This is a genomic window from Mesorhizobium sp. (genome assembly GCF_965229135.1).
Taxonomy (GTDB): domain Bacteria; phylum Pseudomonadota; class Alphaproteobacteria; order Rhizobiales; family Rhizobiaceae; genus Mesorhizobium.
This window is the reverse complement of sequence record NZ_OZ245860.1, coordinates 2,539,136-2,552,092: the sequence shown is the minus strand read 5'-3', so window position 1 is coordinate 2,552,092 and position 12,957 is coordinate 2,539,136. Positions and strand designations below refer to the sequence as shown.

The 12,957-nt window shown below is 60.9% G+C and carries 6 protein-coding genes and 1 tRNA gene; 5 read left to right on the top strand and 2 right to left on the bottom strand.

Features of this window, described 5'->3' with window-relative positions:
* Positions 1 to 24: 24 nt before the first annotated feature.
* Positions 25 to 1,986, top strand: a complete 1,962-nt coding sequence (locus ACO07C_RS12220; RefSeq protein WP_421914417.1) for an acetoacetate--CoA ligase — start codon at positions 25 to 27, stop codon at positions 1,984 to 1,986.
* A 319-nt stretch (positions 1,987 to 2,305) separates the two neighbouring features.
* Here ACO07C_RS12220 and ACO07C_RS12215 read toward each other — a convergent pair whose 3' ends face one another.
* Positions 2,306 to 6,148: a PAS domain S-box protein gene (locus ACO07C_RS12215; protein WP_421914416.1), complete on the bottom strand. Its 3,843-nt coding sequence runs from the start codon at positions 6,146 to 6,148 to the stop codon at positions 2,306 to 2,308.
* Between the two features lie 248 nt (positions 6,149 to 6,396).
* Between ACO07C_RS12215 and ACO07C_RS12210 the strand changes: the two genes are divergently transcribed.
* The 4 genes from ACO07C_RS12210 to ACO07C_RS12195 all read left to right on the top strand — a co-directional run bounded on the left by ACO07C_RS12210 (position 6,397) and on the right by ACO07C_RS12195 (position 9,757).
* Positions 6,397 to 6,855, top strand: a complete 459-nt coding sequence (locus tag ACO07C_RS12210; RefSeq protein ID WP_421914415.1) for a phasin — start codon at positions 6,397 to 6,399, stop codon at positions 6,853 to 6,855.
* Between the two features lie 343 nt (positions 6,856 to 7,198).
* A tRNA-His gene (locus ACO07C_RS12205) sits at positions 7,199 to 7,275 on the top strand.
* Positions 7,276 to 7,639: 364 nt separating this feature from the next.
* A complete protein-coding gene (locus ACO07C_RS12200; protein ID WP_421914414.1) occupies positions 7,640 to 7,969 on the top strand; it encodes a hypothetical protein in 330 nt (109 codons plus the stop codon).
* A 462-nt stretch (positions 7,970 to 8,431) separates the two neighbouring features.
* Positions 8,432 to 9,757, top strand: coding sequence for an epoxide hydrolase family protein (locus tag ACO07C_RS12195; protein ID WP_421914413.1), 1,326 nt, complete (start codon positions 8,432 to 8,434; stop codon positions 9,755 to 9,757).
* A gap of 229 nt (positions 9,758 to 9,986) precedes the next feature.
* Here the strand turns inward: ACO07C_RS12195 and ACO07C_RS12190 are convergent, their stop codons facing one another.
* Entirely contained in the window at positions 9,987 to 12,893 is a 2,907-nt protein-coding gene (locus ACO07C_RS12190) for an ATP-binding protein (RefSeq protein ID WP_421914412.1), read from the bottom strand.
* Between the last annotated feature and the right edge of the window lie 64 nt (positions 12,894 to 12,957).

The window sequence follows — 12,957 nt, the reverse complement described above, 5'->3', positions numbered from 1 at the left end:
GGAGATGACCGTGGAGGAACGATCATGACCGGCGACGCACCCCTGTGGACCCCAACGCAAGACCAGGTCGATGCGGCACCGATGACGGCCTTCATGAAGGTCGCGGCGGCGAAAGCCGGCACCCCCTTTGCGTCCTATGCGGAGCTCCACCGCTGGTCGGTCGACGATCGCGAGGCGTTCTGGAGCCAGGTCTGGGACTTTTGCGGCATCGTTGGCGACAAGGGCAGTGAGCGCGTGCTCGTCGACGGCGACAGGATGCCCGGCGCCGCCTTCTTTCCCGATGCGACCCTGAACTTTGCCGAGAACCTGTTGAAGAAGACGGGTTCGGGCAATGCAATCGTGTTTCGCGGCGAGGACAAGGTCGAGCGCCGCCTGTCCTGGAATGAGCTGCACGCGCTGACGTCACGCCTGCAGCAACTCTTCCTGTCGCTCAAGGTGAAGAAGGGGGATCGCATAGCCGCGATGATGCCCAACATGCCCGAGACCGTCGCAGCCATGCTCGCGGCGGCATCGATCGGAGCCGTCTGGTCGTCCTGCTCTCCCGATTTTGGCGAGCAGGGCGTGCTTGACCGCTTCGGCCAGATCGAGCCCGTCGTCTTCATCGCGCCCGATGGCTACTGGTACAATGGCAAGGCGATCGAGGTCGCCGACAAGATCGCCGCCGTCGCGGCCAAGCTCGGCACGGTGCGCAAGATCTTGGTCGTCGATTATCTGGGCACCTCGTCCGATGTCGCCGAAACCATCGAGAGTGCATCGGCCCTGGAAGAGGCGCTGGCGCCCTTTGCCGCCAGGCCCCTTACCTTCGAGCGTCTGCCATTCGCGCATCCGCTCTACATTCTGTTTTCGTCGGGCACGACCGGCATCCCCAAATGCATCGTCCATTCGGCAGGCGGCACGCTGATCCAGCACGTCAAGGAACAGCGCCTGCATGCCGGCCTCGTCGATGGCGACCGCTTCTTCTATTTCACCACCTGCGGCTGGATGATGTGGAACTGGCTGGTGTCCGGCCTGGCGTCGGGGGCGACGCTGCTGCTCTATGACGGCTCGCCCTTCTATCCCGATGGCAATGCGCTGTTCGACTTCGCCGACGCCGAGAAGATGACCTATTTCGGCACTTCGGCAAAATTCATCGATTCTGTACGCAAGGCCGCCCTCAAGCCGATCCGCACGCATGATCTGTCCACCGTGCGCACCATCTCCTCCACCGGCTCGCCACTCTCGCCGGAGGACTTCCGTTTCGTCTATGACGGCATCAGGCAGGATGTCCATCTGGCCTCGATTTCGGGTGGCACCGACATCGTCTCTTGCTTCGTGCTGGGCGTGCCGACATTGCCGGTGTGGACCGGCGAGATCCAGGGCCCGGGTCTTGGCCTTGCCGTCGACGTCTGGGACGACGACGGCAAGCCCATTCGGCAGGAGAAGGGCGAACTGGTCTGCACAAAGGCGTTTCCCGCCATGCCGATCGGCTTCTGGAACGACCCCGACGGCAAGAAATACCAGGCCGCCTATTTCGAGCGCTTCGATAATGTCTGGTGCCATGGCGACTTCGCTGAATGGACGGTTCATGGCGGCCTGATCATTCATGGGCGTTCCGACGCCACGCTCAATCCCGGTGGCGTGCGCATCGGCACGGCGGAGATCTACAATCAGGTCGAGCAGATGCCGGAGATCCTGGAGGCGCTCTGCATCGGTCAGGATTTCGACAATGACGTGCGCGTGGTGCTGTTCGTGCGACTGGCCGCTGGCGCGGAACTCGATGCCGATCTGGAAAAGCGGATCCGTTCGAAAATCCGCAGCGGGGCAAGCCCGCGCCACGTGCCGGCCAAGATCGTTGCCGTCACCGATATACCGCGCACCAAGTCGGGCAAGATCACCGAGCTTGCGGTGCGCGACATGGTCCATGGCCGTGCCATCAAGAACAAGGAGGCGCTCGCAAATCCCGAGGCGCTGGACCTTTTCAGGAACCTGCCGGAACTCGCGAGCTGAACCGTCCCATGCACCCAATCTGATCTTGGACCATTCGCGGAGTGGATTTCAGCTTTCAGGCACTCAGTCATGGTTAATGAAATATGTCGGCCGAATTTACCTAGATTTCATGAGTGGTACACATTGGTAAATTTTTTGGCGCTCCGGTAAGGAATTGTTAAGAGGTAGCGCCGATATTCGCATACAACTTGAGGGAGAAATCCCGTTCCTCTGATCCCCGGAGGATCTGATTCGCTCAAGCCCCCGTTGTGACAGCAAATTCCATCATTTAAGGCGCCCGTTGGGCGCCTTTTTTCTTTTTCCGTGTGGGCGCCTCGCCTTACTCGGCAAGCACGCGCGTCGAGGGAAAAGCGACCTCAACCAACGTGCCTTCGCCCGGCGTCGAGTTGATGGTGAACCGCGCGCGGTTCGCTTCCACCATCGCCTTGGTCAGCGGCAGGCCGAGGCCGGTGCCGTCACCACGTCCACGCTTCAGTGCGTTGATCTGCTTGAAAGGCTTCAGCGCCTGCTCGATTTCGGCCTGGCTCATGCCGATGCCGGTATCGCGCACGCGCATCACGACGTCGCCCGAGGTCTCATACGCGGTCGACACGATCACCTGGCCGCCGGCCTGCGTGTAACGGATGGCGTTCGACAGGATGTTGAGCGCGATCTGGCGCACGCTGCGCAGATCGGCCACCACTTCCGGCAGGCGCGAAGCGAAGCTGGAACGGATGATGACCCGTTCGCGATTGGCCTGCGGCTGCATCATGGCCACGGTCTCGGCCAGCGTGTCATTGAGCGACACGGCCTCGTAATCCATCTCTTGCTGGCCGGCCTCGATCTTCGAGATGTCGAGCAGGTCGTTGACAAGGTCCAGCACATGGTTGCCCGACCGGTTGATGTCGCGCAGATAGTCGCGATAGCGATCATTGGCCACCGGGCCGAATTTCTCATCCACCATCAGTTCCGAGAAGCCGATGATGGCGTTGAGAGGCGTGCGGATTTCATGGCTGATGCGCGCAAGAAAATCGGTCTTTTGCGAGGAGGCCCGTTCGGCCACCGCGCGCGCCTGCGTCAGTTCTTCCTCGGCGCGCTTCCATTGCGTGATGTCGCGCACCACGGCGCAGAAACCGCTCTCGTTGGGCAGCCTGCCGATTGTCATGAACAGGGGAATGAAGCGGCCCTGCGCCTCGCGCCCGATCACCTCGCGGCCGTCATTCAGCACGCTGGCGACGCCAGGCTCGGACAGTCCTTCGAGATAGTCGCGCGCAGCGCGCTGGCTTTCGATGGCGAACAGGGAGGCGAAGGGCTTGCCGGTGACTTCGTCGCTGTCAAAGCCGAACAGCGCTTCCGCTGGACGGCTGATCGAACGGATCGCACCGTCGCGTCCGATCAACACGACGCCATCGGTCGCGGTGTCGATGATGGTGCGCATCTCGGCGATGCGTGATTTGAGCTCGGAAATATCGGGCTGTGTCTGCTCGTTGGCGACGGCATGCAGCGGTGCCGCCGGTGCATCATCCTCGCCCGAACGGCGCACGACAAGCATCAGCGCCTTGCCGCCGCGCCAGGGGACGGACCGCAGTATGGCCTCGATCGGAAACTCCTGCCCGTCGCGCGTCTTCAGCCTCAGCGTGCGATCGGCTCCATCGGAAGTGCCGTCCCCGGCGTAGTGGTCCGCAAACAGTGCGTCGAGCCCACCGGCGTCCGACAGATCCTCAACCGTGTCATAGCCGGTCAGATGGAGGAACTCGTCGTTCGCATAGTGCAAGGTGTCGCCGGAATGAATGAGCAGCGGCACAGGCAGCTTGCCGATGATCGAGGTATCCGGGGTCTCCTCGCCGACGGAAAAGGCCGACGGCACGAATCCCTCGAGCTTGATTGGGGGCACGTGCAGCAGTGGCCGGGGGCGTGCGCCGACAATCTCCCCGGCGTTGGTTGGTGCGCCGGCCTCCTCGTCGGGCCAGTCCTCATTGTCTTCCGCATCGTGAAAATCGGCGGATGTCATGCTGTCATCGTCATCGGCGGTATCGGCTGCCGCCTTCGCGGCCTGCTGCGGATCCGTGACGATGGGCTCGGCACCATTTCGCGGCGATTCCTGGTCGGCTACAGCAACCGGTGTTTTGTCGGCGGCGGTGGCGACGTCGGCGGGGACGTCCGTATGGCTGGCGAAGCTGAGCAGTGATCCGCCCGGCTTCCCGGCATGTGGGTCGTCCCGCCGCCCGCCATCCAGCCGCGCCAGATCTTCCTGGTCCTCGACGTCGACCTCGGGCGGCTCGTCTGAAATGGGCCCGCTGTCCTTGGCCGTCGCCTGCAATTCGACCTCATGCGAGGGGTGGGCTTCTTCCCGAGGCGCCATGTCTGGCACCGGCTGGGTTGTATCGGCTGTCGTCGTCGCTTTCGCCGCCGGTTCAGGCTGTTTCTCGACAGCAGGCTGTTCAGCCTCGGTCTGTGCAGCCGGAGCGCTGTCCTTCTTCAACCGCTCGCCGATCTCGCGAAACGCGCTGCGCTCCAGTGTTGACAGGCCTTTGTCATTGGCAGGCTGCCTGTGCTCCGCCAAGCGGATCACCTTGTCGGCAAAGCGCCGCTCCGGTTTCGGCACGATGGTCAGCGCCGGCACTTCGCCCTTGAACGGATCCTCAGTCTCGGGTTCTTCAGGCGGCTGCGTGGGAATTTCGGCCGCCGCTGGCCCCGCGCCATTGGGAACGAGCGCCATTCCGATCGCCTCCGGATCGACGACCGCATCGCCGGTCCGGGCGACGCCGAAGCCACGAAAGCCCTCGAAGACGCGGCTGCGGCTGTAGACGGGCAGCGCCGCCAGATCCACCGGTATCTTCAGGTCGGTGCCAGCAACCGGCCACAATACGGAGCGGCCGGACCAGGTGTCGCGCCGTTCCAGCAGGCCGGCAATCTCGCCGGAGGCATCCAGGCCGAATGTCGTGGCAACGTCCTTGAAGCGCCGTCCGATCACGTCGGCGGCCGTCTTGCCGACGATCTGCGAAAACTCCGGCGACAGGGTGCTGAACTTGCCCTCGGCATCGGTGCGCCAGACAAAACGCAAGGGCGGCGCCGAGCGGTCGATCTCCCGGGTGGCGGGACGGGCGGGCGCGGGCGGCGCCTCGGTAGTGTCCTGCCCCGAGCTTTCGGCGGTAGTGCCGGAAACCGCCGGCGGCTCATGAGGGGCGGCGGCATCGGGTTGGCCCGCCCGCTGCGCATCGTCTTCGCCGGCATTGAAGTACCAATGGTCATGCTGCGCGGACGTTGCGCCAGAGGCGCTGCCTGCATCTTCCTTGTGCTGCCCCGTCGAAACGTGAAGCGCCTGTTCCGCGGGAGCAGGGATGTTCTGTTCCGTCTCCGCATCGGCGTGTTCGCAGGCTGCCTCGATCAGCGGGGCTTCGGGCTCGTGGTCCTCGCCGGATTTGGATTGGGCGAGCGCTTCGCCCGAGGCTGTTGCCATATCGGCGCCAGTCCCGTCGACGCCCTCGTCGACAGCCTCACCGGCAGGCACCTCGTCGTCCAGCTGGTCCTCGTCGATAACCACCAGCAGATGCCGCAAATCAGTTAGTTTGGCGAGGCCGGCCGGGTAGGAAGCAGAACCACCCGGTACCAAGCGCTTGACGATCCTATCGTTTCCACTCGCGACGTCCGCCACGAGCGCGGCCAGCGTTTCCGGCAGGATGCCCAGCGCTGAAAAGCCGTCCGATGCGGCCTCGATATTACCCTTGGCGTCGAGAAAGGCGATGAAATGCCCGTGTTCGGTGAAGCCGCTGATGGCGCGGGCGGCGATCTCGGCGGCGCTGCGCGATCCAGTCTGCGCCGCGGGGACCGCGAGCATGATGGCGTCTTCGCCGTCGGGCATCTTCACCGCGCTGGCCAGGAAGCCGACCGCGCGGCTGGTCATGCCTGTTGCCAGCCGCACCATGAGGGAGCGGTCGCTGCCAATGCCTGGAAAGCCGCTTGTCGCCATGATCTGGCGCCTGGCAACCAGCGGCAGATGCGCGGATGCGCCGATGATGGCTTCGATATCCGCATAGCCGAACGCGGCCGCGCCCGGGCCATTGGCCCAGATCACCTGCTCCAGATCCGTCGACAGGATGGCGATGGCGTCACCGGCGGCAAAGCGCTGGCGCACCGCGTCGAGCACGGCGACATCAAGGAAGGAATAGTTTTCGGGCGGCATGCGCTTGGCGAACCCTCACGGAGCGGGCAACTTGCGGTTAACGCTTTGTTAATAAAAGCCGGCGGCGCGAAGGTCCACAAGCCATAACGTGCAAAGGCTGAAATCTGGGCTTTTGGTTAACGGCCGAAAAGAATTTATGGTGCACTGCAACAAAGATATTGCAATGCACAAAAATCGCCTTTATATTGCCATCATACATGAACGAGACGGCTTTCTGTCAAAGCCGCTGCCGCTGAAAAGGATGGAAAATGTCCAGGACCAAGACCGCCGACACGATCGAAAATGTTGAGTTCCCGAGCTTTGATGCTTCGAAGGCCACCGACCAGATCCGCGCTTTCGCCGAAAAGGGCGTCGAACAGTCGAAGGAAGCCTATGCCAAGCTGAAGACTGGCGCCGAGGAGACCCAGAAAGCCCTGGAGTCGACCTACGAGTCCGCCAAGACCGTTTCCAGCGACCTGTCGATCAAGACCATCTCTGCGCTGCGTGCCAACGCCGAAGCAGGCTTTTCGCATCTCGAATCCCTGATCGCCGCCAAGTCGCTGTCGGAAGTGATCGAACTGCAGACCGCGTTCCTGCGCAAGCGCGTCGAGGCGACCGTCGAGCAGGCCAAGGACTTCCAGGCCATTGCCTCCAAGGCAGCCGAGGACGTGTCCAAGCCGATCAAGACCGCCTTCGAGAAGGCGATGAAGGAAATCAAGGTCGCCTGATATTTCGCGCTTGATCCGAAGAGGTAGCAAAAGGTCGCATTTCTTCGAACAGGATCATGTGAAATATTACTGACCATGCGAATACCCGGCGGGCGGAACCTCCTCCCTCTGCTCTCCGGGGTGACCAGCCAGCACGTCCTCCCGCTGGCTCGTGAATGGAAAAGGCCGGCACCTCCTCCCGCCGGCCTTTTTCTTTGGCCGATGATACGATGGATGTGGGGAAGTGAGCTTTGCTTTCCAAAAGCCTTGAATTAAAATCCATAAGCCCGTATGGACGCATCGCCGAACGACAAAGCGGACCACGCGGAAAGAATTTTCAACCGTGGTCGCTTCAGGCTAACGTGCCGTTGTAGCTCAGCTGGTTAGAGCGCCGGATTGTGGATCCGGAGGTCGCTGGTTCGATCCCAGCCAACGGTACCATCGGCTTTTATAATAAGTTTGTGGTTCTACTGCGCAGTTTCGCGGCCGCGACTGAAGCGCTGTTTTGGCCGTTTGTGATACTTATTGTGATACAAGCGGTATCTTGAAGGCAGGGAAGGCGACGCGAAAAGCGGCATCGAGATCGTTTTCTAGAACCCAAAAGCCGCACGTGTTACCAGCGCGCGATCAAGCGTGCAGAGGCGCAAGGGTTTGTCTATCGGCCCCTCGCTGACATCCTCATCACCGATCCGCTTGATATGATCCTTCAGCGGGTTGAAGCTATAATTGGAAATCCTGCCAACTCGCCCGGGATCGAAGCGATCGGCGGAACTGTGCGGCCTCCAGATGCCTCTATTTCGACGAGATGGTCCGCGACGAGATCCGTACCAAGAGCCCTGATCGGAAAAAGCGCTGGAAGGCAAAACGCCAAATGAGCGTTGATATGTTCATCAGCTTGGTTGACGACAAACCGATAACCGCGATCAAACGCGACAATGCGCGTGCCGTGCATAAATGCTGGTTACATCGCATCGCACCCGAAGAAGGGAAAGCAGACCGCTCGGTGTCAACTGGCAACCGGAACATGGGCAACCTGCGAAGTGATTTTTGCAGATACTGCAAAGCCGGATTACCTGTTAACAGTGCATTGGCTAGCGCGAGCACGAAGTTCAGCGGCATGCGGTGGGTGATTTAGGCAAACGCCTATTCCGCATCGCTCGGGCTGGTCACGCTCCCGCAGGTTTCTGCGAAGTTCCCGCCACGACCAGTCCGTGACGAGGTCGCTCATGCCGCCAGATGCCCTGGCGAAGCTATATCGCTGAGGCGGTCGATAAGACCGCCGATCCCGCTCCGGCGCAAACGTGGCACGCGTGCAGTCCAGGGTCGGGCGGCGGTGCTGCAGGCCTGATGGTCGTGCTCGCCTGCAGCCAGATAAGTGCCAAACTCATGGTTGCCATGAGCCGGCACAAGACGCGGCAGGAACTGCACTGGGCACCGCTGGGGCACTAGTCCATCACCGGAAGTTGGTCAAAGAGTTCCAAGTTTGGTTTTTATTGGAGCCGGCCTTCGAACGAAAACTTTACACTGCAAACCAATACAAAAGTATTGCCGATACGATAGTGCAATAGAAACCATCGTTCGCTCCTTCGACAAATGCATGGAAATTTTTGTCGTTATCGAACAGGAGAAAACGATGTCGGAACTGTTGACCACTCGTCGGGAACTTCTTGCTCTCGCTGCCGCGAGCAGCGTTGTCGGTCTCTTGCCGGGAGGATCGCGCGCGGCGACAGCCGACCTGATCCGCCCGTTCAACATCAGTTTTTCGCAGGATGATCTGGACGACTTGCGACGGCGCGTTCTGGCGACCAAGTGGCCGGACAAGGAACAGGTGCACGATACCACCCAAGGCGTGCAACTTGAGACGATACAGCAGCTAGCCCGGCATTGGGCTACGGATTACGACTGGCGCAAGGCTGAGTCCAGGCTGAACGCAGTGCCTAATTTCATCACCGAGATCGACGGTCTGGATATCCACTTCATCCATGTCCGATCAAGGCACGAGAATGCGTTGCCCATGATCGTCACGCACGGCTGGCCCGGCTCCATCATCGAGCAACTGAAGATCGTCGGTCCGCTGACCGACCCCACTGCGCACGGCGCGAACGCGGCGGAGGCTTTCCACCTCGTCATCCCATCCCTGCCAGGGTATGGCTTCTCTGGCAAGCCAAAGGCGGTTGGTTGGAATCCTCCCCGTATCGCGAGAGCGTGGGCCATCCTGATGCAGCGGCTTGGCTACAAGGAGTATGTGGCGCAGGGCGGCGACTGGGGTAATGCCGTCACTGAGCATCTTGCCTTGCAGCAACCGCCTGGATTGCTGGGTATCCATACCAATATGCCAGCGACGGTACCGGTTGAAATCTCCAAGTCGCTGGCGGAGGGGGCGCCGCCTGCCAATCTGACCATCGACGAGCTGACCGCGTGGAACCAGCTCGATTTTTTCAACAAGAACGGCCTGGGCTATGCGATCGAGATGAACAATCGCCCGCAGACGCTATACGCTATCGCGGATTCACCAGTCGGTCTCGCGGCCTGGATGATTGACCATGATGACGCCAGCCAGAAGATGATTGCCCGGGCATTCGCCGGCCAGAACGAGGGCCTCTCCAAGGATGACGTCCTCGACAACGTCACGCTTTATTGGCTGACCAATACGGCGATCTCGTCCGCTCGGCTTTATTGGGACAATGCGCATCATCCGACGGGTGGTTTCTTCGACGTGCGTGGGATCAAGCTTCCTGTCGCTGTGACTGCCTATCCTGATGAAATTTACACAGCACCCAAGAGCTGGTCAGAAAAGGCTTATTCCAATCTCATTCATTACAACAAAGCCCCGAAGGGTGGCCACTTCGCGGCTTGGGAACAACCGGAATTCTTCTGCCAGGAAATGCGCTCGTCTTTCCGGACCCTGCGCAGGCCTGCATAGAGCAGGCCGCGATGCGCATTGCGTCAAGTTTGGGACTGGATTGGTGGCCGGCGCTGCCTGGCTGTAGGCCGAGCCGGCCGGATCGGCGGTGTTGCAAGCGCGCTGCCGTAGGCAGTCTTTGCGTCACCCAATCCGTTACGAAGGGGCCAAAGCTACGTCAGGAAAAGTGCGGAGGCGCCGAAACACCGCAACACCCATGGTGCTGCTCGGATCCTCTGCCCGGAGGACGTTAGCCCCAGGTCGCCAAAAGACTCTGCGCTGTTTGCAGGTCCGCTGTTTTGGCGCCGTCCGCGAACTGAATTACCACCGGCTGCAGCAGCGCTCGGGCTTGTGGCGTATTCCCTCGAGCCGCGGAAAGCCTTGCCAAATCAATCGAAGTTCGCAATTCCCATGCAAGCGCACCCTGACGCCGGCTTAGAGCCAACGATTCCGTAAAGCACGCTTGCGCTAATCCGTCGAGCTGAACTGGGAGGTTGAGCAGAAGGTTCGCCTTCACGCGGAGGAGTTCAGGCATGTAGCAAGCGTCTCCGTTCTGCTCGACCGATTGAATAGCGGCGTCGACAAGGGAGATGCCTTCATCAATTCGCCCGGTGGCGGCGAACGCCTGCGCCAATGAGATGTTGAACGAGGTGGTCATCAGTTCATAACGAAGCGCGTGCAATCCATGCAGGCACCTCTGAATGAGTTTGATGCCGTGTTCATTGTCGCCACGGCGGATCGCCAATTGTCCTTCGAAGCAACGTCCCAGAAGGATATACGTGTCCAAGTCGTAGGATTCGGCGTTTGATATGAAGCGATCTATTTGTTGTTCAGCTTCATCCAGGTTGCCGTTCCAGATCATGACACAGATGGCATACAGCAAAGCAACCAGGAGGGTAACTGGGTGGTTGGTGCTGGACGCGGCAATTATGGTCTGGTTGACATAGTTGAGTGCCGCCTCCGAGTCTCCCTGCAGCCACAATGTCCTCGCCAGTGCGCTTGGGGCCGCCGACGACGCCAAGGCCAGAATCGGGGCACCCATCGCGTCGTCTATCATCGTAACTGAAGAAGACCTTGTTGGCGCATATCCATGCTCATCGCCCTGACCCGGCCTCAGGGCCGCCTCCAACTCACGTCGCGCCTTGGCGAGGTCGCCTGCAAAATGAAATGAGTAACCAAGGAGAATGCGTGACAGCTCAACGGCTTTCGAATCTTCGGTCTGCCGCGATAGGTCGGAAACCTGCTCCGCGCATTGCATTGCTTTTTCAAAATCTGCCGCACAGAGGTGAAATACATGCAGTGGCGCGAGAAGCAGTATTTGGTTCAGCGGGTCTCCGAGCTGCTTTGCAATGGCGATGCTTCGGTTCATCGCGGCAAAGGTCACTTCGCTGTTGCTATTGGTCCACATCGATGAGAGCGCCAATGCAGCCTGCAGACGCATTTCTTGGCGTCCTCCAAACATCTTGTCATCGAGCGCAAGAATCGCACGCAGCGACCAGCGTTGACATTCGGTCAGTAGCGACATGGCGAAAAAGACTGGTGCGGCGGCAGATGCGAGACTTACGCCGGATCCGACATTCCCTTCGTCGCCGAAACACCACTCCAAAGCCGCACGCACATTGTTCAGATCGCCCAGGTGGGACGCCCGTCTTGCGGCGTCCAGCAAGAGGCGTGCGTCGTTGGCGAATTGATTCAACCAGCGTAGGCAATACTGCGCATGGCGAGCGGCCAATGCTGTCCGCTCCGCCGTGTCCATACTGATGTCTTGGGCGTAGGCGCGCGCGGTGTCGAGTAGACGGTAGCGCATCATCGCGCCTGCTGGAAAAGCCGTAACCATGGACTTCGCGACCAAGCTGTCGATCGCGGCGAACACCCATGCGGCGTCAATCTTCTCGTTCGTGACCACGGCCAGAGCAGCGTCTATGGTGAAGGGGCCGACGAATATTGCCAGCCGCCTGAAAACCACGCGTTCCGCCTCCGACAACAAGCCATAGCTCCAATCCAAGGTCGCCCGCAACGTCTTCTGCCGTGGGGGCGCGGTGCGCTGCCCCGGCCAGAGCAGGGTGAGACGTTCATCCAGAAGGGCCGCGGTTTGCTTCAGCCCATAGGCCTCGACCCGGCCAGCTGCCAACTCGATGGCCAGCGCCATGCCGTCCAACTTTCGGCAGATGTCGGCCACGATCGCGGCATTCGCCTCCCCGAAATCCATACGGGCGCCGCTTGCGATTGCGCGCTCCACGAAAAGCCGGGCGGCCGGGAATTCCAGCGTGGCCTCTGCGGTCAGTTCGGCATCCTCGGGCGGTGTTTCCAGCGGCGCCAATCTGTGCACGCGCTCGCCCTCCGCGCGCAATGGCTCGCGGCTGGTCGCTAGGATTCGAATTTCCGGCGCGGCCAGGAAGAGTTGCTCAGTCAGCCGGGCCGCATCCTCGATGACATGCTCGCAATTGTCCAAAACCACAAGCATTCGCCGCTCGCGCAGCAGGGCGATCAGGCTGGGCACCGGGTCGTCGGACTGGACCGAAAGTCCCATCATCGAGGCCACCGATACAGGTACCATGCGGGAATCACTGAGAAGGCCGAAGTCGACAAACAGCACTGCCCCGTTGAACAACGGCATCAGGTCGTGCGCGACCGCCACCGCGACCGTGGTCTTACCGACGCCCCCCGGTCCTACGATCGTCACAAAACGCGATGTCGCCAATTCCGCCGCTATCGCGCGGACACTATCTTCTCGTCCGATCATTCGAGGCAGCCGGGCCGGTAGGAAAGTGGCGCGGGGCGACGCCGGCTCGGTTGGGGTGTTCTCGCTCGTCGGACTTTCTGAACGCGTGAGGGGAGCCACGAAGCAATAGCCGCGACCGGCCAGGGTTGCGATATAGCGGGCCCCGCCCTTGCCATCGCCAAGCGCCTTGCGCACGCCCGCGATGTGAAATCGCAGGCTGCCCTCGTCGACTGTGACGTCAGGCCAGACCGCCGCCATCAACTCCCGCTTGCCAACGACCTCGTTGGGACGGGATACCAACGCGATCAGCGTATCCAGGGCACGGCCTCCCAATTCCAGTGGGACACCGTCCTTTTTGAGCAGTCGCTCGCTTGGGTACAGTTCGAAACGACCGAACGACAGGATAACCCTTTTCTGCGGAGATTGCTGTTCCATTTCGTCAGCGTCCGGCCACCATATTAAATGGATATTAGGGCAACGAGGGGCCATTCGCCATTGT

Excerpts from the sequence above, each read along its gene's own strand:
- ACO07C_RS12200 (WP_421914414.1), top strand. The coding sequence starts at position 7,640 with ATGGTCCGCGACGAGATCCGTACCAAGAGCCCTGATCGGAAAAAGCGC.
- ACO07C_RS12190 (WP_421914412.1), bottom strand. The coding sequence starts at position 12,893 with ATGGAACAGCAATCTCCGCAGAAAAGGGTTATCCTGTCGTTCGGTCGT.
- ACO07C_RS12210 (WP_421914415.1), top strand. The coding sequence starts at position 6,397 with ATGTCCAGGACCAAGACCGCCGACACGATCGAAAATGTTGAGTTCCCG.
- ACO07C_RS12195 (WP_421914413.1), top strand. The coding sequence starts at position 8,432 with ATGGAAATTTTTGTCGTTATCGAACAGGAGAAAACGATGTCGGAACTG.
- ACO07C_RS12220 (WP_421914417.1), top strand. The coding sequence starts at position 25 with ATGACCGGCGACGCACCCCTGTGGACCCCAACGCAAGACCAGGTCGAT.
- ACO07C_RS12215 (WP_421914416.1), bottom strand. The coding sequence starts at position 6,148 with ATGCCGCCCGAAAACTATTCCTTCCTTGATGTCGCCGTGCTCGACGCG.